Genomic DNA, 24,853 nt, shown 5'->3' on the forward strand with positions numbered 1-24,853 from the left:
AATAATAATAATAATACTTCTTTTAAATAAATCTTTACTTAAATCATACATTCCATAACTACTGACGTTTAATCCCATGTAAGACCCACAGGTTCGGAACATTTCATCCCTCATAACCTCCATCACCCATAATAAGGACTGATCATCAAATAAACCAGCACTCCGGTGATGGACACATACAGCCAGACGGGGAGTGTAAGTTTAACCACCCGCTTGTGACGATCGATCTGACCGGATAGCGCAAAGTAGAATGCAAACAGGACAAAAGGCACTACTACCACAGAAAGTGCAATATGTGAAAGCAGCGTAAAAAGGTAGATCGTTCGCATGGTCCCCACAGCATCTTTCTCAGCCAGGTTGAGCACACCATCATGATCCGCATCACCAAAGATCGTAGAAGGACTGGAGGCATGGTAAATGATATAAGAAATCAGAAAAAAAGCTCCCAGGATCAGTGATAGCGTCATCAGGTTACGGTGTACTGTTATCTTCTTCATCCGGATAGCGATAAAAGCCAGAACCAGTAGTACCGTAGTAGTGGAGTTAAGGATAGCATTCAGAAACGGAAGGGACTTTACCCAGCTATCCTGATCCACAGAGAAGTTAAGCGGCACAAAAAGCAGCAGAGCCACTGTGAGCGGGACCACTATGGATATGCTAATAATGAACCGCAGGTAAGATTTACTGGCCTTTATCTGACTCATCCTGGTTATTAAGAATGTAAATGTCTATTTCAGCTAACAATCGATCGATCTCCTCGCGGGAAACAGTAAACTGTCCCCTCACCCATCCCCCGGCATCTACCAGATAGATATCATAAGAGACTTCACAGTTGTCAACCTTCGCAAGCGTGATAAGGTTTTGGCTTTGAAGCTTGCTCTCCACCCGTTTCCATTGATTGGGGAAATCAGCAAATGCTGCCTCTTTGATCGCCAGTGCAGGAGATGTAATGGTCCTGCAGGTTTGATCCCACTTTTCCAGCTTTGGCAAGGCAAACTGGTTTTCCCCAAAAGCCTGTAAAAAAAGGTACCAGGCTACCGGCAGTCCAAAAACCACGATAAAAAAAAGAACAACTAAAACCTTCCTTTTCATCTGAATAGTTGATACGCCTTCCGGCAAAAAAAAATCATGCCCGTAGTGAGCATGATTTTTATAATTTTTTAATGCGAATTAATGCAAAACATCATAGATCGCTGAGCCCTGGTACATCAGGATAAAGATCAGAAACGCTATGAAGATCACCGGCAATAAAATTGACCAGATCAGCGACTTTCGCTCATGACTCAGGTGCATAAACTCTCCTACTATGTAAAATGCTTTTACGATCGTCAAGGCAATGAAGATAAACGTTTTCAGTGCACTGGCTTCCATGGTAAAGGCAAAAACGAACTCAATAGCTGTCACAGCCAAAAGGATCAGCATTACCTTCCATATCCCCCAGATCTTTGCCTTATCGGCCGGTTTCGGTTGTACTATATTTTCATCCATTATTTCTAGATATTTTTAATTAAACCAAATAAAAGAAGGTAAAGACAAACACCCATACCAGGTCTACAAAGTGCCAGTACAACCCTACTTTCTCCACCATCTCGTAGTGTCCTCTTCGTTCCATAACGCCTACGGTCACCTGGTAAAAGATCGCAAAGTTTATCAGTACCCCGCTAAATACGTGGAAACCATGAAACCCGGTGATAAAGAAAAACAATGCAGCAAAGTTTGGCGGACCATATTGGTTTTGAGACAGGCTGGCTCCCTGCAACATATTGCTTCCCACATTGCTGGAAAGATCTGCTCCGATAATAAAGTGCGTCCATTCCCATGCCTGACACCCAAGGAAGGTCAACCCTCCCAGGATCGTCCACAGCATCCATTTTTCAACGGCTTTTTTATCCATCCTGTGTCCCGCTTCCACAGCAAGCACCATGGTGACACTACTGAGAATGAGGATAAAGGTCATGATACCTACAAACACCAATGGCGCATGAAAACCATGCATGAATGGCACAGCTTCAAATACCATCTCAGGAATAGGCCAGTATTCCTGTGAAAACGCAAAGTCCTCAATTGCGCCTTCATAAGCCGGATGACTGTACCTGATTAATCCATAGGTGATCAAAAGTGCGGAGAAAGTAAATGCATCGGAAAGCAGGAAGAACCACATCATCAGCTTACCATAGCTCGCCTTCATGGGCTCTACTCCACCACCCCAGGCATTGGATTTACTTTCATCGACTACTACTGCAGTGTTTGCCATTGTGAAATAGGTCTAATTGTTGAAGATTAAAAATAAGTATAAATACAACCAAAGTCCACCCAGAAAATGCCAATAAGTAGTGGCCATTTCCATCTGAGCCATGCTCCTGGAGTGAACCTTGTATTTAAATGCGTTTACCAAAACAATCGCTAAGAAAATAACTCCACCGATCAAATGCAAAGCATGGAGCCCGGTAAAGATGTAAATAAATGATCCGGCAGGATTTCCTACAAAAAAGACATCCTGATTTACCAGCTGATTCCAGGACATGTACTGCCCCACTACAAAAGCCAGCGCCAAAACACCCGTTATAGCCAGTCCAATGCGGATGCTCGCCAGGTTATTTCGTTTAGCTGATATATAAGCGAAGTGCATCGAAATACTGCTTAGAATAATCAGCACCGATGTGACATTAAAAAGCGAAGGAAAATCAATGATCAACCAATCACCCTCTGCTTTCTTTACAATGTATGCGCTTGTCAATGAGGCGAAGATCATCGTCACGGAGATGATAAACAGCCACAATGCAAATTTTTTGGGGTGCATGGACCGCACTCTCACATTTCCTCCTACCGGTATATCTGCTGACTTGTCCATAGTTTTAGATCTTATCAATTAAATATGCGATCTGTACGATCGGCAAGTAAATAAATGAACCAAACATGATCTTTAATGCCGACTTTCTTGAATAATCTTTCATCAGCGAAAATGTTTGACTCAAAAACAATACGCCACAAAGCGTGACAATCACCCCACTTGTAATTCCCACTAAACCAAAATACGTTGGTAACAAACCCAACGGAAGCAGAAACAGCGTATAGATCATGATATTGATTGCGGTGTTGAGGTCTTGCTTTCCACCCCCTGGTAATAACTTAAATCCTGCTCGCTTATAGTCTTCATCCGCCACCCAGGCAATGGCCCAGAAATGAGGAAACTGCCAGATAAATTGTATCCCGAAAATGATCAACGCCTCATGGCTGATGGTACCTGTTGCAGCTACCCAGCCTAGCAACGGAGGTAATGCTCCGGGAATAGCTCCCACAAAGACGGCTACAGGCCCCACACGTTTCAGTGGTGTATAAACAAACGAGTAAAGAACCATGGACACCGCTGCGAGAATTACAGTCAGGGGATTTGCCTGCCATACCAGGATCCCGAAACCTACAAGAGTACATAAGATAGCAAACTGTACAGCTTCATTTACAGACAGCCGACCAGTAGGCAGCGGACGATTTTGCGTCCTGGTCATCAGCTTATCCAGGTCCTTTTCGATAATCTGATTGATAACAATAGAGGCTCCTGAAATAAAAAAGCCACCGACTACCAATGCCGTGAAATGAAACCAGTTGATCACGCCCTGATGCCCCAGTAAATAGCCAAACCCGCAGGAAAAAGCTACCAGGAAAGATAACCTGAACTTGAGTAGCTCATAGAAACTTCTTGCTTTCTGCAGTGTGGAAATACTTTGGGTTTCAATGTATGCCATCTAAGCGCTTAACCGATTAAAATTTGACCACAAAAATAAGTAAAATATCACTCCAAAGGCTATAGTACCCAGAAACAAATGGCTGGGTTGAGCAAATGCCGGGAAGGAAAAATAAGCCATAATTGCCCCGAGGAGCACCTCAGCTATTAAAACTCCCACTAAGGCATAAAGCAAAACAGATTTAACTCCGGCTCTATAATTTTTATAAAAGATCCAGCCAATAATCGCCGCGATCACCAGGGAATAGGATCGGTGAACATAAAAAAGCATACCTAACTCCTCTATCCAGTTACTCCTGGCTACACCACTTGCATGGATCATATCTATTTGTTCGCGGATCTGTGTCCCAAAGATCACCTGTATGGTAAAAAGGACCAGTAATGCACTTATCCAGTTTTTAGCCCTCATCAATTGAGCAGGTTTATCCTGCATCATATATTGCTGGATTAATAAAACAGCCACCAACAGTAAAGCCAGGATCATATGGAAACTAATAAAGCCGGGAAGCAAATTGGTCGATACCACCAGTGAGCCCACCCATCCCTGAAAGACCACCAGAACAAAACCAATAACTCCCAGGATAGGTATCCACCGGGATGATTTCCTGTAACTAAAAGAAAAAACCATATTCAGTATGATCAGAAAGCCGATCAGCACCCCCACCAGACGGTTGATGTATTCCACCCATGCTTTCTGCGCATCAAAGGTCGTGGTTTTCAAAATGGAGGGGTCTTGAGATACCCTGGCAGCCAGCTGATCAAACCCAAATGCATTTAAGGTATTGGCTAACCTCCGGTTCTTCTCAACTCTCACCTTTACATACATCTCTTCGTAATTATCAGGAAGATCTGCAGTACTGGCAGGAGGCACATACGACCCGAAACACTTTGGCCAGTCCGGGCATCCCATCCCGGCTCCCATACTACGAACAATGCCGCCCACAAGGATTAAAAAGTAGACGGCACTGATCGTATAGAAATTAAACCGGTTGGCTGGTTTTTTATTTAACATTGGCTTTCTCCGCACCACTCACATCTTCACTCTTAGCCTGCTCTGCTTCATGCGGAAGATTTGACTCAGGCGTATGGCTGTATGGTACGTTCTGAGGAATAAAATCCTTCTCAGCACCCGGCTTGGAATAATCGTAAGCCCACCGGTATACTTTTGGAATGGCTCCCGGCCAGTTTCCGTGTCCGGGGTTTCTTGGAGTAGTCCACTCCAGAGTTGTTGAACCCCAAGGGTTAGCAGGCGCTTTCCTTCCTCTGTACATGCTGTAAAAGAAGTTAAACAGGAAGATAAACTGTGCGCCAAACGTAATGATAGCAGCGACGCTCACGAAGGTGTTCAGGTCTGTAAACGCGCTGAATGCATCAAAACTGGTAAACGAATAATATCTTCTTGGAAATCCTGCAATACCAATATAGTGTAATGGGAAAAATACGAGGTATACTCCAACGAATGTCAGCCAGAAATGAAGTGACCCCAGCCTTTGATCCATCATTCGGCCAAACATTTTCGGGAACCAGTGATAAACACCGGCCATCAGGCCGAAAAATGAAGCACTACCCATCACCAGGTGAAAGTGAGCTACCACAAAATAGGTATCGTGTAAGTTGATATCCACTGCGGAATTTCCCAGGAAAAGCCCTGTCAAACCTCCGGAAATAAAGAAGGATACCAACCCGATAGAAAACAGCATTGCAGGAGTAAACACAATATTTCCTCTCCACAATGTCGTGATATAGTTAAATGCTTTTACTGCTGAAGGAACCGCAATGATCAATGTCAGGAACATAAAGATAGATCCCAGGAATGGGTTCATCCCTGTCACAAACATGTGGTGTGCCCATACAATAAAGGACAGGAATCCAATAGCAAGCATGGACCCGATCATCGCCCGGTAGCCAAAGATTGGTTTACGCGAATTGGTGGCAATAATCTCAGAAGTGATCCCTAATGCAGGCAAGATCACGATATACACCTCCGGGTGTCCGAGGAACCAGAAAAGGTGCTGATAAAGGATAGGGCTACCACCCAGGTGCGGCAGGGCCTCACCCCCAATATAAATATCTGATAAATAGAAACTCGTCCCGAAAGAACGATCAAAAACCAACAACAAAGCGGCAGAGAACAGTACCGGGAACGAAAGCAACCCTAAGATCGCAGTAATAAAGAATGCCCATATGGTCAAAGGCAGCCTTGAAAAGGACATACCCTCAGTACGTAGGTTGATAATCGTCGTGATGTAATTGATACCTCCCAGCAACGTGGAAGCTATGAAAAACACCATGGAAACCAACCACAGCGTCATACCCAGTCCGGATCCCAAAATAGCTTGTGGCAAGGCGCTTAACGGAGGATAAACAGTCCAGCCACCACCTGCAGGTCCGGTTTCAATGAATAGCGAAATAAACATGACCACACTGGACAAAAAGAAGAACCAATATGAAAGCATATTCATAAAACCTGAGGCCATATCACGAGCCCCTATCTGTAACGGAATAAGGAAGTTACTGAACGTACCACTGAGCCCGGCAGTCAGTACAAAGAATACCATGATGGTACCATGCATCGTTACCAGGGCAAGATAAAACTCAGCATCAAGTTTTCCCGCCTCGGTGATCCACTTACCCAAAACAGGCCGCAACCACTCCAGCTGCATGTCCGGAAAACCGAGCTGTAAACGGAAAATAATAGATAAAGCACCTCCGATGATTGCCCAGAAAATACCAGTGATCAAAAACTGCTTGGCAATCGTTTTGTGATCCGTGGAGAAAATATATTTTGAAATGAAGCTTTGGTGGTGGTCGTGATCGTGATCACCGTGTGCTAAATCTCCCTGTACATGAATGTCTGCTACTGACATATTTCTAATTCGTTTATTTACTGCTGCTTACAACTGAATTTCCAACTGGCTCTACTTCTTCATCATTGTCAATGCCTGAAGCTATACGAGCTACTTCTTTTAGATCCTCCGGAACCTGTGACAGGTAATCAGGATTTTGTTTTAACCACGCGTCCTGAGATTTGTACCATTTTTCATACTCCTCAGGTTCATCTACTACGATAATCGCTTTCATACCATAGTGTGACTTACCGCATATCTTATTACAAACCAACTCATAGTTAAAGTCAGGGTTGCCGGTTTCCTCACGCATTTCAGCTGTAGTTTTAGTCGGTACAAACCAAAAGCGGGTCGGCATACCAGGTACAGCATTCATCTGGAGTCTGAAGTGTGGTTGATAAACACTGTGGATCACGTCCCTGGAGCGGATCTTAAGCAATACAGGCTTACCCTTGGGAACATGTAGCTGTATGGATTGAAAATCATCAAATGAGGCCTTATCAGTAAAATCAATTCCCATTTGATTGGTCACGTCGATCTTTCTGAAGTCAGAATCACCCAGCTGGTTATCGACGTTTCCCGGATACCTGAATGCCCAGGCATATTGATAGCCCATTATCTCGATCACTTCAGCATCTTCAGGTGCAGGACCTGTGATATCTGTCCATGCTTTCCATCCTGAAATGATCAGAACAGCGAGGACTACTGCAGGTACAGCTGTCCAGATAACTTCAAGCTTATTATTGTGTGGATAGAAATCCGCTTTTCTACCTTCCCTGTGCTGATACTTGTACGAAAACCAAAAGAGGAATATTTGTGTCACTATAAACACAAAGCAGGTGATCCCCATGGTAATCCAAAATAAGCGATCAGTTACTACACCATGCTCTGAAGCCAAAGGCTGAGTATAGTCATCATTCAGCCCTCCGAAAGAATAGTAGAAAAAACCTATTATCCCTGCTGCCAGAAAAGCAAGCATCAGAGCGGCGTTCAATTTATTAGTAGATGGAGCAGGCTTTTTATCATCCCCTCTGATAACTCCCACCAAAGTAGTCACCCTGAAAACAGAGATCAGAATGGCCACCACTAAAATTACTGCTAATACTATGATAAAATTCAACATATCGAATTCGTTAATCGCTTATTAAATATGATGATGCAAACTTTCTTTCAACATCGGGTGATTCTTAGCAAACAGAGGAGCTTTGGCAAGCTGTGTCAATACCACAAACATAAATGCTCCTGAGAAAATGAACATAATGCCCAGCTCTAATACTCCAAACCCTCCATTCTCCTTAAGTGTACCCGGTGTGATCATCAGGTAGAAATCCAACCAGTGACCGATGATCACCATTGGTGCAACCACTTTGATAATTCTAGCATGTCGCTTGGCATCTCTGGTCATTAAAATCAAAAATGGAAGGAAAAAGTTTACAATAAGATTCAGATAAAACAATGGCGCATAGTGGCTGTTTTTCCATCGCTCCACGAAGTACACCGTTTCTTCAGGAATATTGGCATAATAGATTAGAAGAAACTGAGAAAACCAGATATATGTCCAGAAGATGCTGAATGCAAAAATGAACTTTCCTAAATCGTGAATATGGTTGGAGTTGACAATAGATAAATATCCTTTGTCTTTAAGCAACACAACGATCAGCGCTATGAGCGCAAGACCCGCTACCCACCAGCTGGCAAAGTTGTACCACCCAAACATGGTGCTAAACCAGTGTGCATCTATAGACATCACCCAGTCCCAGGCCGACATGGAAGATGATACGGCAAAGAAGACAATGAAAATAGCCGAAAGGCTTCTCATTTTGTACCACTTCTGCTCTCCGCCATCCACGTCTTCTTCCAGGGCTGCTTTCTTAAGTTTTAAGAAAAGAATATACCACACGGCAAAGAAGATAACCATTCTGGCCAGGAAGAATACCGGAAAGGTTCCTCCTTCCATAGGCCAGAAGAAATACGCCGCTTTATGTTTTATGATCGCGTCACCTCCCTCTTCAACGGGAAGGTATAGATCATGATGTGTCCAGTGAAAAAGATCGTGCCCGGCAATAAAGTATAGCGCCAGCATCAGAATACCGGCAAAAGGAATCCACGCGCCAAATGCAAGCGGAATTCGCTTAATACCCGCAGACCACCCGGCCTGAGCTGCATACTGAATCGCAAAGAATAAAACTCCTATAAGAGCAATCCCTGCAAAAAACACATTATTGATCCAAAGATTAGCAAATAACCGTTGTGTCCAGTGAAAGGCATGACCTTCTCCACCTCCGTGACCTGCTTCGTGATGGCCACCCATAGTCAGTGCGACAATCCCAATAATGGTAAGCAACACTCCTACGGCTAAGAATATGAAAAGATTCTTTTTGGCTTTTGCTGTAAATTCAAATTTTTCCTCTACCATATCTAAAATGGATAAAAATCAGTTTTTTATTGTTTTTGCAGAGTCTGTACATAACTAACGATCTTCCAACGGTCGTCCACGCTGATCTGAGACCCGTGTGCTCCCATTCGACCTTTACCATTAGTTATTACCCAAAATATATGTCCGGCTTTTTTATCTTTTACTGTGGCTGAAGTGTAAGCTGTCACACCTTTGTATACCTGCCCTACTTTACCGTCTCCCATGCCTTTGTCTCCATGACAGTGGATACAAAATCGATCATAAAGCGCCTTACCTTCTTTCAAAACACCCTCATCTCCTTCATAAGGATTAGCAAGCCGCTCTTCGGCAGTAGCATAATCAGTCGGTGCTATACCATTTCCATCAATGTATTCTCCACGTTTGATCGTACCTTCTACGGGCTCCAGCATCGTCATTTTGAAGGGGTTATATGGATTAGAGTTATAAAACTCTCCATGCTCATCTTCAGGGTTAGAGTCAAGCCAGGTTCCTGCACTTTCATCCTGAATCTGAGAAAGTGGTTCATAAGGGGTAGAGTGATACATTTGAGGAGCATACTCAACTCCGGTATCATCTACTCCTGCAGTACAGCCTGCCAAACCTGCTATAATGAGACCTAAAACGGTTATTTTAAGGTTATTTTTCAACATTATCATCAAAGCGTTTTCTTATTTACCTCAGAAGCTCCGTTGTCTTTTAAAAGCCTGGTGATTTCAGCTTCTTTGAGTGTGTTTTTTCCTAAATCTACAGCAACGATATGCTTATCATCCGTAATCCTTTTATCAAATAGCTTAGGCTTACCCCATGGCTTCAGGTTACTGATGACAAAGAAGGTTCCAACCATCCCAAATGAGGCCAGAAGTACCGTCAGCTCAAAAGTAACCGGAATAAATGATGGTATCGGAGCGTAATCCTTTCCTCCGATGATCATTGGCCAGTCCACAGACATCATCCCAAGCTGCATAGTCAATGCCAGCGAAGTACCGAGCAGCCCGAATAGAAAGGCAACTATGGAAAGTCGGGACCTTCTGTATCCCAAAGCGTCTTCTATTCCATGTACCGGAAAAGGTGAATAAACTTCATGTATCTTGACGCCTCCTTCTCTTACCTTCTTGATTGCATCCAGAAGCACATCCTCGTCTTCGTAGACACCTGTTAAGTAATTGCTTTCTTCAGCCATTATCCTTTACTTTTTTCGCCTGTAGCTTTAATAATACTTTTTACCTCGGCCATGTTGATCACCGGGAAAAACTTCGCAAAAAGGAAGAAGGCGGTGAAGAACAAACCGAATGTGAACAGATACACTCCCATATCATAGGCCGTAGGGTAAAACATAGCCCAACTAGAAGGAAGAAAATCTCTGTGGAGCGAAGTAACAATGATCACAAATCGCTCAAACCACATTCCAATATTCACAATGATTGACAGCACAAAAGTTGCCGCAATATTGGTTCGTATCTTTTTAAACCAGAATAACTGTGGTGAAATCACATTACAGGTCATCATGGACCAGTAAGCCCACCAGTAAGGTCCTGTAGCCCGGTTATAGAAGGCATAAAATTCAGGTTCAACACCGGAATACCAGGCTATGAAAAACTCTGTGATATAGGCTACACCTACTATCGATCCGGTAATGATGATCACGATGTTCATCAACTCTATGTGTTGGATCGTAATGTAATCTTCCAGTTTATAGACTTTTCGGGTAACGATCAGAAGTGTAAGCACCATAGCAAACCCTGAAAAGATCGCTCCTGCAACGAAGTATGGAGGGAAAATGGTGGTATGCCATCCGGGAATCACCGATGTAGCAAAGTCAAACGATACGATCGTATGTACTGAGAGCACAAGTGGTGTAGCCAAACCTGCCAAAACCAGCGCTACCGTTTCGTATCTTGACCAGGTCTTTGCAGCGCCATCCCAACCGAAACTTAAAGCTCCGTATATAGCTCTTGAAATTTTATTGGTTGCTCTGTCACGAATGGTAGCAAAATCCGGGATCAACCCAATATACCAGAAAACCAATGATACCGAGAAGTAGGTAGAGATAGCAAACACATCCCAAAGAAGCGGAGAGTTAAAATTCACCCAAAGGGAACCAAACGTATTAGGAAGTGGAAGTGCCCAGTAAAACCCAAGCCAGGGACGTCCCATGTGAAGTACCGGGAACATCGCTGCGCAAATCACGGCGAAAATGGTCATGGCCTCAGCTGCGCGGTTGATAGACATTCTCCATCGCTGACGAAAAAGTAAAAGAATGGCGGAGATCAAAGTACCTGCGTGACCGATACCTACCCACCATACGAAGTTGGTGATATCCCATGCCCAGCCTACGGTTTTATTCAGTCCCCACATGCCTATACCATCCCACAGCGTCATTGCCACAGCGTAACCGCCTATAGCAAAAGCTCCCAGGGAAACAGCCATGGCAAGTAACCAGGACCTGGCGGGTTTTTCTTCTACTCTACCTGCAATATCTTCAGTAACATCATGGACGGTCTTCCCGCCAGTTACCAAAGGTTCTCTAATTGCTGATTCTGCTATCATGCTTTATCTTAATTCAGATTTATAATTAAGCGTTTTCTGCTTCTTCGTCTTTATTTCTAACCTTGGTTAAATACCACACATTTGGCATTACTCTAAGCTCTTCAAGTACGTGGTATGCTCTTGGCTCACGTGCTTCAACCATCTTCTCTTCCTGCTTGATATCAAGCATTTGAGAAATTCGGCTGTTTGGATCCTTCATGTCTCCAAATACCAATGCTTCTGATGGACATGCACTCGCACAAGCGGTATTTACCTCGCCATCCTGTGGCCTTCTGCCTTCACGCTTAGCCTCAAGCTTACCTGCCTGAATTCGCTGAACACAGAAAGTACATTTCTCCATCACACCGCGAGCTCTCACGGTTACGTCAGGATTAAGCACCATCTTGCCAAGATCATTGTTCATGGCCGTGTTATTGGCAAACTTGGCATTGTCATGATATTTAAACCAGTTGAATCTTCGAACTTTATAAGGACAGTTGTTAGCACAATACCGGGTACCGATACACCTGTTGTAAGTCATTTGATTAAGTCCCTCTGAGCTGTGAGTAGTGGCAGCCACCGGACATACCGTTTCGCACGGGGCATTATTACACTGCTGACACATCATTGGTTGGAAGGTAACCTCCGGATTTTCTGCAGCTTTTTCCATCGCCCTTCGCCCATCAGCTTCAGTAGCAGACGAACTATAGTACCGGTCGATTCGGATCCAGTGCATCTCCCTGCGGTTCAGCACTTCTTCTTTTCCGACAACCGGAATATTATTTTCAGTCTGGCAGGCTATCGTACATGATCCGCAACCTGTACAGGAGTTGAGGTCGATCATCATTCCCCAATGGTGATTAGGGTACTCATGTCCTTTCCAGAGCGAAATAGCGTTAGGCCTTTTGTATCCCTCAGCAGTAGCAATCTTAGGGAAATGACGTCCTGCCTGCGGATCTTTCTGGTATTTATTTAATACAGTTTCCTGGATAACCGTCTCACGCCCCATGTAGGTCTGACTGGTTTGTGTCTGGGCGATTTTATATGAGTTTCCGGTAGGCTCCACTGAAACACCTGATGTCACAGTGTACTTCACAGACCCATTAGTAAATGATGCAAAAGGATAGGCGTTAACCCCCAACCCATCAGCTACTTTACCTGCACTACTTCTACCATACCCTAAAGCTAAACCAATGGTACCTTCAGCCTGACCTGGTTGGGCCAGGACCGGAACTTCTACAGTCTTCCCATTAGCAGTAAAGTTCACGGTTTGAGTGCTCATGTCACCAAACTCAATACCTAAGTCTTTTGCCATTTTAGGAGAGACCGTCAGGTAGTTATCCCAGGTTGCCTTGGTAATAGGATCAGGCATCTCCTGTAGCCATGGGTTGTTAGCCTGTGTGCCATCTCCCACACTGCTATTCATGTAAAGCACTAATTCATAGTCACCACCGCCTTTTGGTAAAGCGGAAGCAGCTGATGCCACATCTACCGCAGGTCTGGCTGCTTCTGCATCAACAGTTACTTCAAAGACACCATCCTGCAGGCATTTATCCCAGAAAGCGTTGAAGTTGAAGTACTCTGCAGTATTGGCCAGAGAAAAAACCTTCTCGTTCCAGTTGGCTTTCACAAAATCGTAATAAGGAGTGTTGTTTCCCGCCCATTTCAGGAAAGACTGCTGCGCCTGACGGGTGTTGAAAATATTTCTTATCGCAGGTTGAGAAAGGCTGTAATATCCGGTCACCGGCTCAAAATCATTCCATGACTCAAGATAATGATGATCAGGCGCCTGGTATTTCGCTAAAGAAGCTGTTTCATCCTTCCTGTCTGAAGTAGACAGAGCAAATTTAGCTTTGCTTAAACCTGCCTGGATCTGATCCCCAAGTGGATGATCATACACGGGGTTGCAGTTATAGAAGATCACTCCTCCTACCGAACCGGCATTTAATTTTTTAACAAAATCAGCAAACTGCGCATCATCTCCTTTTCTGATATTGACGCTTTTGCTGGTATCTATGGTATGGCCAAAACTTCCCAGCAGATCATTGATAGCAATGACAAGCAATTGAATGTTTGTGTCATTGGATCCGCTCAACACAATAGCTTTTCCCTGAGATTTAGCCAGGTCATTTGCCGCTTTTACCAGGTAAGCGTCATCTTCTACAGCAGGAGCATTTACAGTAGGCGCTCCGGATTTTTTAGCCAGTAAATTGTAGAGATTAGCTATGTAAGCGCCTTCCTGAGAAGGTTTGATCGGCGTTCGGTAGTCTGCATTTGCCCCGGTCAGAGAAAGGTTAGACTCAAAGGCATAGAGCCTGGACATGTCTTTTTTCCTGGCATTCAGTTTCCTGGTAGCAGCGTATTGTTTTGCTACGCCGGTCTGATTGGGCCAGTTACCAAGAAAGTCGGCTCCAAAAGAAACAATGGTCTTAGCTCCGGAAAAATCATACCAGGGCATCATTCGGCTTCCAAAAGCCTGCTCGTGAGCTGTAAGTAAGCCACTAAATGAATACTGATCGTAAGCTACGTGAGTGGCGTTATATCTTGCTTTAAAGGCATCAATGGCAGCAAGAGTAGATGGAGATGCTACAGAATTACTAACAATCGTTACATTCCCTGCTGCTGCCAGGTCCTGCATCACTGCAGCATCCAGCTCCTCCCAGCTGGCTGTAGACCCTTCAATCTGAGGATTTTTCAATCGCTCCTGATCGTATAGTGAAAGAACTGAAGCTTCTACCTGGGCAGATGTTCCACCACCACTGACACTGGATAGTTTGTTTCCGGAAACTTTGATTGGCCGCCCTTCCCGGGTTTTAACAACTACACTGCAGTAATCACTGCCATTTACAAAAGTAGAAGCGTAGTAGTTTGGTAAAGTAGGATCTACTTCTACCGGTTTCTTTACATAAGGAATGGCTTTTTTGATAGGTGTTTCGCAAGCAGCCAGAGAAGCAGCTGCAATACCAAATCCCATCATTTTAAGAAAATCCCGACGGGTAGACTCGCCATTTTCTCCTGATGAAATTGGCAGGTACTCAGGGAATTCCTTGTTCGCTCTGTTTTTGAAATCAGGCTTGTTTTCAAGCTGCTCTAATCCTTTCCAGTATTTTTTAGTTCCTTTCATATTGGACTATATTCCTTTTCAAGTTAGATTAATAGTGACATTTTGAACATTCCAGCCCGCCTATATCCTCGACCTTGAGCGGTTCCTTACTGTGCTCAGCATGCAACTCGACCAACCTGGTATAATATTCGTTTCCTTTTGTATTTATTTCAGTTTCTCTGTGGCAATTGATACACCATCCCATTGTCAAAGTGGAATATTGATAAACTACATCCATTTCTTCTATAGGACCGTGACACGTCTGACACTCCAGTCCACCTACTTCCACGTGCTGAGAGTGATTAAAATAAGCCAGATCAGGTAAGTTATGCACTCTCACCCATTCGATAGGTTTGGTGTTGTTTCCGTATTTCCCGGTAGACGGATCGTAATCAATCGCATCGTAAATCTTTTGGATCTCAGCAGACACTCCGGATGCTCCTCCTACGTTTTGGATACCAGCATGACAGTTCATGCAGATATTAGGCGATGGAATATTCGCTGCTTTAGATTTCCTGACACCAGTATGACAGTAGTTACAATCAATTTGGTACTGTCCGGCATGTAGCTTATGTGAAAAGGCAATCGGCTGAGTGGGTTGATACCCTTGTTGTACACCTATAGTAAATGCTCCATCTATCAGGGTTTTCAGCAGTAATGCTACGAAGATGAAAATCACCGTACCGATCACAAAATCGCTTTTTAAAATTTTGGCAACGTCTGTTTTCTGATTGACAATCTCCGCATCATCCTCATCAAGATCTTTTTGTTCTCTTATATACTTGGTAAGAACGGATACAATCAATCCCAGCACCACCAGAATCAGTACAAGTACGACAATGAGGACAATCAATACTGCCGTTAAATAACCTGATGGAATACTATCAGACGCCGGTTGACCTGCCGCCACTTCTTCTCCAGCTGTGGCTTCTGTGGTTGCCGAAGCAGGTTCTTTTTCTGACTCCACTTTAATATACGCAAGAATCGAGGTGATTTCTTCATCTGAAAAAGGATAAGACGCCATCACTGTCTGATTGTATTCTTCAAACAAGGCTACCGCAGTTTCATCCCCGCTTTGTATCAGTTTTTGTGAGTTCTTAATCCAGGAAATCAACCAATCCTTTTCCCTTCGCTGGTGTACATCTTTCAAAGCCGGACCAATGATCTGATCATGGATAGCATGACACTGCGTACAGTTTGCCTGAAAAAGGCTTTTTCCAGCAGAAACTAAAGCTTCGTCGGTGGGTATGCCATCCTCAGCATCCTGGGCGTAAGTGAAAAATGATAAAGTAAGAGAGAAGAAATAAATGATCGCTATTAAGACAAATCTAGGTGCTATGGACATGGATTGTTTATTTGTCAACATGTATTTTCTACCGTTCTGAAATCAAACGGGTACAAATGTAATACCGTGGGTACGTATTTCAAAGACCCTTTTGCAACCCAAATTTGGCATTTACGTATGTGGATAACTTAGACTGATTAAAATCACTGAATATCAATGATTTAAGTCATTTTATGATTCAAAAAAAGTGCTATTTAGAATCATTATAAATAATCTGGCTAAAGATTGCTTCTAAAAGAATCTATTCAACAATTTTATCGATGTAGTTTGAGTTGAGCAGACCCAGCGCACCCATGTATTTAAGTTTAAACTTCACCCAGTCCCCAACTCTGTAATTTCCTTTGGTACTGCCCAGGTCAATGACGATCATATCTGAGCTTGCTCCGGATACTTCTACATGCTTATCTACCGGGATCAGGAAGTCGGTGGAGATGTCTAACAGCCCCAGGTCCAAAATGGCTCTGTAGCTGGTTTTTCCATAATCGCTTTCGTCTACTTCATACTGTTCTCCGGAAGGATTGCTGGCCAGCTCGCCTATCGGTACTTTGGGTTTCTCAATCAGCTCAATGATCTGAGCATGGAGGGTAAATACATCAGCTTTCATTCCCTTTATCTGCTTTTCGGTAAATAGATTATTTCCGAAATAAAGCATCTCTCCTATCCTGAAGTGATTGATCCCCTTTGGCAGCTGCTTATTTAATAAGAGTGGAAAAACAACAGAAGTACCTCCCGAAACCCACTGGATCTTACGATTAAACCTGGCTTCAATTAACTGTTTATAAAGACTCAGTTGGATGAGTTTATCCTGTGATGGCATGACTCCATACAGGCAATTGAGGTTGGTTCCCAATCCTACTACATCTATGTTTGGAAGCTCAAATATTCTTCCATAGAAATCAAGCAAATGCTCTCCAAGTACACCTTCACGAAGATCCCCCATTTCGATCATGATAATGATCCTGTGGGTTTTACCTTGTTTATGGGCTTCTGCTGAAAGGAGCTTGATAGTAGAAAACTCTGTGTTAAAACTTACATCGGCGTATTTCACCACACTGGGGACAGCTTTCTTGGCCGGAGGCTTAATGTAAACGGTCTGTACGGTATCATCAATTTGCTTGACGGCTTTGAGATTGCTTACACGTGAGTCATGGATTTCCTTAACTCCCAGATCAATCAACTCTCGAATATAAGATCGTGTCCCGCAAAGTAGTTTTGAAACCACTCCCCATTCTATGCCTTCAGCATCAAGCTTCCTGGAAATGAATTTATAATTGTGTTCTAAAGATTTACGTTTAAGCTTTAAATAAGCCATTTTCTGAGTTTTGGGTTACAAGTTCTTTTTGGTTGATCACCCTCCTGGGAATGTTTCTGGGGAGTCGGGTAAGCAACTCATAGTTTAACTGATCACTTAACTCTCCGAAAGAGGCGACTGATATGGACTGATCTCCCTGGTCCCCGATTAAGACAACCTCATCGCCTTTTTTGGTCTCAGGGCACTCGGATATATCTACCATGAGCAGATTCATGTTCACAATACTAATCACGGCCAGTCGTTTACCATTGATCAAAACACGGCCCTGATTACTCAATGACCGGGAATATCCATGACAATAGCCTACGGGTACTGTGGCAATTTTCATATGATCAGTAGCCATAAAGGTAGTTCCATAACCAATGAATTCACCTGTTGCCACTTCTTTCACGTCCATGACCTTGCTCTTCCAATTGATCACCCGCTTAAGGGGATCTCTTCTGTCTCTATGGTTTTTTATACAATCAATAAATGTCTCTCTGCTTGGCCAATATCCGTATTGTAAAATGCCGATACGAACCATGTCCATTTGGCTTTTCGGATAACTAATGGCGGCAGCAGAGCAGGCAGTATGTCTGATAGGGGCTTCTATCCCCTGATTTCTAAGCCATTTATCAAGCTGCCTGAATCGCTTTATCTGATTGGTCACCCGCAGGTAGTTGGCTATACTTTCAGCACCGGCGTAATGGGTACACGTACCCATTATATCAAGGTAGTTTCTATTCTTTTTTAGGATATCCGTTACTTTCGTTAGCTGCTTTTTGCTGAATCCGGTTCTATTAAGTCCGGTCTCTAATTCTATGTGAATTTTAGCCTTTTTATTGAATTTTTTTGCAATTTGAATAGCTTTCTTTAAGCGATCTGATTCAAAGATAAAAAACTCAACATCATTCAGAACAGCCCATTCGATTTCATCATTGCCGATGTAGCCCATGATAAGAATGGAAGAGCTATTCATTGTAATATTATTTACCTCTAAAGCTTCATCTGCGCTAAAAACCGAAAAATGATCAATTCCAGCCTCTTGAGCCATAGGTACAAACTCAAAAATTCCGTGACCATAAGCGTTACCTTTAATCACAGAAGAAAAGCGCACCCCTTGTCCCAACCTGCTTCTGATAAATTGCAGGTTGTTTTCAAGAGCCGCTTGATCTAACTCAATGGTAGATGTTGAAAACATTAGCCAGGGTTTATTGTAGTTCTGCTATCAGATCGTAAAAGATAGTCAATCCGGTTTTAATGAGTTGATCAGGAAAATCATAATCGGGATTATGAAGAGCTGGTGTCTCCTCGCCTGCTCCCAGACCAAACATAGCACCCGGAAATTTTTCAGTGAAAATTCCAAAATCCTCCCCCCATTTAAAAGGATTTTCTCTTTGAATAGTTTCCAGATTCTGTTTTTTTGCTATTCTCACCACAGATTCGATTACTTTTTTATCATTCCGGTTTGCAAAAAAACCCTGAGTCCACTCCGTTTCTATTTTAAGCCCATGCCTTTCTCCTACCTCATGAGCCAGCTTTTCACATGCTTTTTCAAACTGCCTGATCACATCATTATTCCACGCTCTAAGTGTAAAATGCAACTCTCCATAACCAGCGGATACTCCGTAGGATTTTTCCCCCATTATAGTATATATAGGTGTAGCTATTCTAAACTCCGGGTCTTCAAGGTCAGGAACATTCTCACTAAGATATTTTTGGGTCAACTCGGCCATCGCTTCTGCCGGGTTATTTCCCAACTCCGGTTCTGCAGCATGAGAGGTTTTGCCTTTCAGTCGAATGATTAGGCTATTTGCCGCGGCTGTAAATGTGCCTTCCTTCCAAATGATAGCATGTTTGGGGTAGCCTGGCAAATTATGTAAAGCAATTGCATGATCAGGTTTCAACTCTTTAAAACGAGGGTCGTTGATCACTCCTTTAGCTCCCTCTCCATTTTCCTCAGCCGGCTGAAAAAGCAAAATTGCATCTCCCTTTTCGGGCCTGTCCTGGCTTAGTGTTCTGGCAAGGGCATACAGGATAGCAGCATGGCCATCATGTCCACATTTGTGACTGACTCCTGGTTTCTTTGACTTATAATCAAAGTCATTAATCTCCTCAATAGGCAACGCATCAAAGTCACCACGGATCAGAATTCGCTTTCCGGGCTGCCTGCCTTTATAAACCGCAGCTAGCCCGTATTGCTCAAAAACAATCAGCTCATCCGGATTGCATTCTTTTAATTTTTCATGAAGATATTGAGAGGTTTCTTTTTCCTCACAGGAAATCTCGGGGTGTTGATGCAGATGTTTTCTCAGTTTCGTTGCATCGTCTAGAATCTCCTTCGTCATTTATTACGACTTGTTTAACCTCATTTCGAGGTATTTGTTGGTAAATCCCAGTTTTTCATACAGGATTTTTGCCGGATTTTCCGGCTCTACGTGCAAAGCTATATTGCCTTCGGCAGTATCTATGGCTTTTTGCATTAAAGCTTTTCCATAACCTTTGCCACGCTTCTCCCGGTGTGTGGCAATGTAAACGAGGATATTCTCTGGAATATAACCTTCCATACCGGTCTTATTGACCACCACAGCTCCTACAATTTCCCCCTCATCTATGCCACGAAGCACAAATCCTCCGGGGGTGATCCCTTTATTCAAAGAGTAGTTGATCGCTTTCATGATATCTTCCTTGGTATCACCATACTCATCGAGATGGTTAAAAAGAAAATCGCGGATCTGTTGCATTTCTACAAGGCCTACAGTGGCCGATGGCCTGAGTACATCTATTTTTAGCATGCTATTATCGTTTATTTTCGTTTTAGTTTATTTAATAGTACAAAAACAATCAATGAGGCACTTATGCCAAATATGTTTGCATCCAGTCCTAAAGGAAGCGTTACATCCATCTCAGAATTCAATAAAATCAGCGTCAATGTGGTGCCTCCGCCTAACAACATGGACCAGAAGGCTGCATCGGGATTTGGTTTTTTAATAAACAGGCCTCCCAAAACCGGTATAAACAACCCTGAAACCATAAAAGCATAAGAGTAAAGCATCAGCTCCAGTACACTCTGCATGGTAGAGGCCAGGATCAATGCAAAAGCCCCGATTACGAAAGTAAGAACCTGTGAGAGTCTGAGGAATTTTTTCTGGTCAACCCCCTTATAGCCTATAATATCTGTCACCAGATTTCCCGAAGAGGCCATCAGGCAACTATCTGCTGTAGACAATACCGCAGAAAAATATGCAGACATCATCAGCCCCATTAATCCCGCAGGTAATATGGTCCTTAGTAACATGGGCAACCCGGTTTCGGCGTCCATTCCCTCTGCGCTTTCATACCCCAGATAAGCAAACATGCCGGCATCAGCTCCCACTCTCGCAAACATCCCCAGCAGCACACCCATAAAGGCCATAACAGGCCATTCGAAAAAGCCGGCAATATACCAGGCTTTCTGGGCATCTTTCTTGCTTTTACAAGCATAAATACGCTGATAAAGCGTCATCCCTACAAACCAAATAGGAATAATCGTAACTCCCCAGTTAACCATATCCTGCCAGGTCAGATTGGAGAGTGTTAGAAACTCATCTGGTAAAATCTCTTTGATCTCAGCATAACCGCCTACTTTCATATACCCTAAAGGCAGTCCTATAAAAATCAGTCCCGAGAGCAGTAAAGCCCACTGGATCGTATCTGTGTAAATCACTGCCTTTAAACCACCCATTACGGTATAAACCACTGCAATCACACCCATTATTATAAGTGCATGTTGCAGTGACAGATCCACAAATGTGGAGCTGGCGAGTTTAGCTCCTGCCAAAAGCTGAGAGCTGGTAAAACCCGCATAACCTATTGCTGAAATGATCCCGGCAAGGAAAGCAGTCTTTTTGTCATAAAAAATCTTAAATATCTGGGGAAAAGTGAACAGCTCTTTAAACTGTGGAAGCTCACTTAACTTCGGAATTAAAATTACAGCTGCCAGCCATGCTCCAATAAGACCTGTGAATAACATCCAGGAACCGGAAAGTCCCATGGTGAAACCCAGTCCGCCCAGCCCGATCGAAAACCCTCCGCCAACATCTGTTGCTACTACGGATAGTCCTACATGCCAGTAACTCATAGACCGACCTCCTACGTAATAATCGTCTGTACTTTTATTCTTATTGAGGAAAAAAAATCCGACCCCCAACATCGTTAACATATATACAAAAAATACAAGGAGGTCTATCCAGTGAATGCTCAAAACGTCTCTTAAAAGCTTTTATGGTATATACAAAAAATATCTTTCTAAAAGCAACAGCCGTAGTTCAATAATGTTCTGATTAATTTAAATTTTTCAATTTCGTCAATGCAATCATACAAAATCTGATGGATCTGCGGCCTGATATTTAACTCATAGATTGCCCGGTGCTCCCGATCGGGATAAACCCTGTTTGATAAAAAAATAAACAACAGATCAGCATCAGGGTCTGCCCAGACTAAAGTACCAGTATATCCGCTGTGGCCGTAGCTATTCAGAGAAACTGATTGAGCCACACTACTCATCAGGCTATCATATTTCAAAAGTGGCTTATCAAAACCAAGGGCCCGCCTGTTCTCATTATTTGGGTATTGGCAAGTTGTAAACAGGTTAATCGTCTGGGGCGCGAGATAAGTTACTCCCTCATACACTCCTCCATTCAGCAGCATGTGCCACACTTTAGCTATATCGCCGACATTTCCAAAAAGACCCGCATTACCTGATACTCCTTTCATCAAAATTGCACCTTCGTCATGAACTTTCCCATGAATGGGTTCATAGCGGAAAAAAGAATCAACCTCCGTAGGCACAATGTGATCATTTTTATATTTCTCATCGGGATTAAAAGTGAGTGTACGGGCACCAAGAGGCAGGTAGAAATACTCATTAAGGTAGGCTTCAAAGGTTTGTCCGGTCAGTTTTTGAACGATTTCGGGTACCAGGTAAAAAAACAACCCTGAATAAACATAACCCTGATCTTCCTTAAGATCGGCCCGCTTGATCATTTTCTTGATCTTTTTATAAAAATCCTTGTGAACAAACAGGTTTTCAGATATCCGAAACGGATAATCTTCAGATTGCACTTCTGAAACGGTTTTATTTCGGTATTTTCCATTACTCCTCCTGATCTCCTCATAATACTTGATCCAGCTTTTAAGGCCTGCCTGATGAGCCAGGCACTCTCTAAGGGTAACCTTGCCCAGTTTTCTCAGCCACAATCCGTCTACATAATTTTTCAGTGGTGCATCCAAATGGATTAGCCCATCATCATATAACTTCATAAGCGCCAATGTAGCAGCCATGACCTTTGTGACAGAAGCCAGATCATAAAGGTCCGTATGTGAAACAGCACGGATGCTATCATACGTATGAAAACCGTAAGATTTCAGGTAAAAGGGATCACCTTTATATGAAGCATATACAACACAACCGGGAAATGCATCCCCTTCAATTGCGATATTTACAATTTTATCTATTCTTTTTTCAAAATTCCCTAAAAGTATAAGGGAGTCTCCTTTCGACAGACAGATATTTTGAAAAAATGTTGATAATAAAAATAAAATGATTGTTTTATATGCCATTTAGCTACTTAATTTTGCCAGCCTATGGAGAAAAGCGAACTTATGGAAAATCAGAAACATTTCGTAATAGATTTCGACAGTACATTCACACGTGTTGAAGCATTGGATGTATTGGGTGAGATCTCTTTACGGGATAAAGATGATAAAGATGAAGCATTACAAAAAATCAAGGACATTACAGATCTGGGAATGGAAGGAAAACTTTCATTTCGCGAATCTCTGGAGCAAAGAATAGAAATCCTCAAAGCCCATCGTTCGCATCTGCCGGAATTAATAGCCAGACTTAGTGAACAGGTTTCTGAATCGTTCAAAAGAAACAAGGAGTTTATCAGGAAATATGCTGATCAGATATACATTTTATCCAATGGGTTCAAGGATTTTATAGTTCCCATCGTGGAGCACTATGGCATCTCTGAAGACCGGGTTTTTGCAAATGAATTTTCGTACGATGAGGATGGAAATATCGTGGGTTTTGACCCTGAAAACCTGCTTTCTAAAAACAACGGGAAACCTAATAAGATCAAATCCCTAAACCTGGAGGGAGAAGTATACGTTTTGGGAGATGGTTATACTGATTTTGAAATAAAGAAGGCTGGTCTGGCGCATAAATTTTATGCTTTCACCGAAAACGTCCGAAGAGAAAATGTGTTGGAAAATGCGGACCATGAAGCCCCTAACCTTGACGAAATCTTATATTTAAATAAAATGGAAAGAGCACTTTCATATCCAAAAAACAGGATCAACGTCCTGCTACTGGAAAACATCCACGACCATGGCATAGCAAAGCTGAAAGAAGAAGGGTATAATGTGAAGGTTTACCCTGCCGGAATGAGCGAGGATGAGCTTTGTGAGGCCATTAAAGATGTCTCCATATTGGGTATTCGCTCCAAAACCCAGGTAACTCAAAAAGTCCTGGAGCATGCCAATCGATTGCTGGCTGTAGGCGCCTTCTGCATTGGGACCAATCAGATCGACCTGGTCACCTGTCAGCGAAAAGGTGTAGCCGTTTTCAACGCCCCTTTTTCTAATACACGATCAGTTGTGGAGCTGGCATTGGCAGAAATCATCCTGCTTATGCGCAACATCCCGGATAAAACCATGAAAATGCATGAAGGAAAATGGGATAAGTCAGCAAAAGGCAGCTTTGAGGTGCGAGGTAAGACCCTTGGAATCATAGGTTACGGCAACATTGGAGCGCAGCTGTCTGTAATCGCCGAATCCGTGGGCATGAAGGTGCAGTTTTATGACCTGGAAGAAAAACTTGCCCTTGGAAATGCAACTCAGTGCAAAAATATGAAGGAGCTATTGGCTACCTCTGACATGGTCACCTTGCATGTGGATGGCCGACCAGAAAACCGGGATATTTTTGGCGAAAAGGAGTTTAGTCAGATGAAAGATGGTGTGATATTCCTTAACCTTAGCAGGGGCCATGTAGTGGATATTGCTGCATTAAAGAAAAATGTACTCTCAGGCAAAGTACGCGGATTAGGTGTAGATGTATATCCGGAAGAACCCATGAGCAATGATGAGGAGTTTATTTCTGAGCTTAGAGGACTTCCAAATACCATATTAACTCCTCATATAGGAGGTAGTACCCTGGAAGCACAGGAAAATATCGCTGACTTTGTTCCTGGAAAAATTATTGAATACATCAATACCGGAAGCACCAATAACAGCGTTAACTTTCCTAACATTGTTTTACCTACTTTGAAGGATGCTCATCGATTTATACATATTCATCTAAACGAACCGGGGGTTTTAGCGAAAATAAATCACGAATTAGCTGAAAATAACTTAAACATTGTAGGACAATACCTGAAGACCAACGAGGAGATTGGTTACGTTATCACCGACATTAACAAGGATTATGACGAGCAGGTCATCAAAAATTTAAGGAAGATAAAGGGAACAATAAGGTTCCGTGTATTGTATTAGACAACATTTTTTATTTATATTGTCAAATAATGCTGTAGGAATAAGTCG

22 protein-coding genes are annotated in these 24,853 nt (G+C 43.0%); 1 reads left to right on the plus strand and 21 read right to left on the minus strand.

The window, feature by feature from the left end; all coding sequences use genetic code 11:
- Positions 1 to 122: 122 nt before the first annotated feature.
- From AC3E9V_RS13430 to AC3E9V_RS13530, 21 genes are all read right to left on the minus strand, one after another.
- The gene (locus tag AC3E9V_RS13430; RefSeq protein WP_488748641.1) at positions 123 to 704 is read right to left on the minus strand and encodes a DUF420 domain-containing protein; all 582 of its coding nucleotides are present in this window, start codon (positions 702 to 704) and stop codon (positions 123 to 125) included.
- Positions 682 to 1,092 carry a hypothetical protein gene (locus AC3E9V_RS13435; protein ID WP_488748642.1) on the minus strand — a complete coding sequence of 137 codons (411 nt, stop codon included), beginning with the start codon at positions 1,090 to 1,092 and terminating at the stop codon, positions 682 to 684. The genes AC3E9V_RS13430 and AC3E9V_RS13435 overlap by 23 nt, the downstream gene beginning before the upstream one ends.
- A gap of 78 nt (positions 1,093 to 1,170) precedes the next feature.
- Positions 1,171 to 1,488 carry a cytochrome C oxidase subunit IV family protein gene (locus tag AC3E9V_RS13440; RefSeq protein WP_488748643.1) on the minus strand — a complete coding sequence of 106 codons (318 nt, stop codon included), beginning with the start codon at positions 1,486 to 1,488 and terminating at the stop codon, positions 1,171 to 1,173.
- A gap of 19 nt (positions 1,489 to 1,507) precedes the next feature.
- Positions 1,508 to 2,254: a cytochrome c oxidase subunit 3 gene (locus AC3E9V_RS13445; RefSeq protein ID WP_488748644.1), complete on the minus strand. Its 747-nt coding sequence runs from the start codon at positions 2,252 to 2,254 to the stop codon at positions 1,508 to 1,510.
- Positions 2,255 to 2,266: 12 nt separating this feature from the next.
- The gene (locus AC3E9V_RS13450; protein ID WP_488748645.1) at positions 2,267 to 2,851 is read right to left on the minus strand and encodes a cytochrome c oxidase subunit 3; all 585 of its coding nucleotides are present in this window, start codon (positions 2,849 to 2,851) and stop codon (positions 2,267 to 2,269) included.
- 4 nt (positions 2,852 to 2,855) lie between these two features.
- Positions 2,856 to 3,743, minus strand: a complete 888-nt coding sequence (gene cyoE / locus AC3E9V_RS13455; protein ID WP_488748646.1) for a heme o synthase — start codon at positions 3,741 to 3,743, stop codon at positions 2,856 to 2,858.
- Positions 3,744 to 4,754, minus strand: coding sequence for a COX15/CtaA family protein (locus AC3E9V_RS13460; protein ID WP_488748647.1), 1,011 nt, complete (start codon positions 4,752 to 4,754; stop codon positions 3,744 to 3,746).
- The gene (locus tag AC3E9V_RS13465) at positions 4,744 to 6,609 is read right to left on the minus strand and encodes a cytochrome c oxidase subunit I (protein WP_488748648.1); all 1,866 of its coding nucleotides are present in this window, start codon (positions 6,607 to 6,609) and stop codon (positions 4,744 to 4,746) included. The genes AC3E9V_RS13460 and AC3E9V_RS13465 overlap by 11 nt, the downstream gene beginning before the upstream one ends.
- 13 nt (positions 6,610 to 6,622) lie before the next feature.
- Entirely contained in the window at positions 6,623 to 7,711 is a 1,089-nt protein-coding gene (locus AC3E9V_RS13470) for a cytochrome c oxidase subunit II (protein ID WP_488748649.1), read from the minus strand.
- A 21-nt stretch (positions 7,712 to 7,732) separates the two neighbouring features.
- Complete coding sequence (locus AC3E9V_RS13475; RefSeq protein ID WP_488748650.1) at positions 7,733 to 9,004, minus strand: quinol:cytochrome C oxidoreductase; 1,272 nt, start codon at positions 9,002 to 9,004, stop codon at positions 7,733 to 7,735.
- A 26-nt stretch (positions 9,005 to 9,030) separates the two neighbouring features.
- Entirely contained in the window at positions 9,031 to 9,654 is a 624-nt protein-coding gene (locus tag AC3E9V_RS13480) for a c-type cytochrome (RefSeq protein WP_488748651.1), read from the minus strand.
- Between the two features lie 5 nt (positions 9,655 to 9,659).
- Entirely contained in the window at positions 9,660 to 10,184 is a 525-nt protein-coding gene (locus AC3E9V_RS13485; protein ID WP_488748652.1) for a DUF3341 domain-containing protein, read from the minus strand.
- Complete coding sequence (gene nrfD, locus AC3E9V_RS13490; protein WP_488748653.1) at positions 10,184 to 11,551, minus strand: NrfD/PsrC family molybdoenzyme membrane anchor subunit; 1,368 nt, start codon at positions 11,549 to 11,551, stop codon at positions 10,184 to 10,186. The genes AC3E9V_RS13485 and nrfD overlap by 1 nt, the downstream gene beginning before the upstream one ends.
- A 25-nt stretch (positions 11,552 to 11,576) precedes the next feature.
- Positions 11,577 to 14,654, minus strand: coding sequence for a TAT-variant-translocated molybdopterin oxidoreductase (locus AC3E9V_RS13495; RefSeq protein ID WP_488748654.1), 3,078 nt, complete (start codon positions 14,652 to 14,654; stop codon positions 11,577 to 11,579).
- Between the two features lie 28 nt (positions 14,655 to 14,682).
- Positions 14,683 to 15,978: a cytochrome c3 family protein gene (locus tag AC3E9V_RS13500; protein ID WP_488748655.1), complete on the minus strand. Its 1,296-nt coding sequence runs from the start codon at positions 15,976 to 15,978 to the stop codon at positions 14,683 to 14,685.
- A 241-nt stretch (positions 15,979 to 16,219) separates the two neighbouring features.
- Complete coding sequence (locus AC3E9V_RS13505; RefSeq protein ID WP_488748656.1) at positions 16,220 to 17,290, minus strand: alanine racemase; 1,071 nt, start codon at positions 17,288 to 17,290, stop codon at positions 16,220 to 16,222.
- Positions 17,271 to 18,470 carry an alanine racemase gene (gene alr, locus AC3E9V_RS13510; RefSeq protein WP_488748657.1) on the minus strand — a complete coding sequence of 400 codons (1,200 nt, stop codon included), beginning with the start codon at positions 18,468 to 18,470 and terminating at the stop codon, positions 17,271 to 17,273. Before alr ends, AC3E9V_RS13505 begins: the two co-directional genes overlap by 20 nt.
- A gap of 10 nt (positions 18,471 to 18,480) precedes the next feature.
- Positions 18,481 to 19,617, minus strand: a complete 1,137-nt coding sequence (locus AC3E9V_RS13515; protein WP_488748658.1) for an amidohydrolase — start codon at positions 19,615 to 19,617, stop codon at positions 18,481 to 18,483.
- Positions 19,618 to 19,620: 3 nt separating this feature from the next.
- A complete protein-coding gene (locus AC3E9V_RS13520) occupies positions 19,621 to 20,064 on the minus strand; it encodes a GNAT family N-acetyltransferase (protein ID WP_488748659.1) in 444 nt (147 codons plus the stop codon).
- 11 nt (positions 20,065 to 20,075) lie between these two features.
- Positions 20,076 to 21,506, minus strand: coding sequence for a sodium:solute symporter family protein (locus tag AC3E9V_RS13525; protein ID WP_488753666.1), 1,431 nt, complete (start codon positions 21,504 to 21,506; stop codon positions 20,076 to 20,078).
- 50 nt (positions 21,507 to 21,556) lie between these two features.
- A complete protein-coding gene (locus AC3E9V_RS13530) occupies positions 21,557 to 22,870 on the minus strand; it encodes a serine hydrolase domain-containing protein (protein ID WP_488748660.1) in 1,314 nt (437 codons plus the stop codon).
- 42 nt (positions 22,871 to 22,912) lie between these two features.
- Here AC3E9V_RS13530 and serA point away from each other — a divergent pair, with 42 nt between their 5' ends.
- Entirely contained in the window at positions 22,913 to 24,805 is a 1,893-nt protein-coding gene (gene serA, locus AC3E9V_RS13535) for a phosphoglycerate dehydrogenase (protein WP_488753667.1), read from the plus strand.
- Positions 24,806 to 24,853 lie beyond the last annotated feature (48 nt).

Source organism: Marinoscillum sp. HNIBRBA16962, from assembly GCF_057801515.1.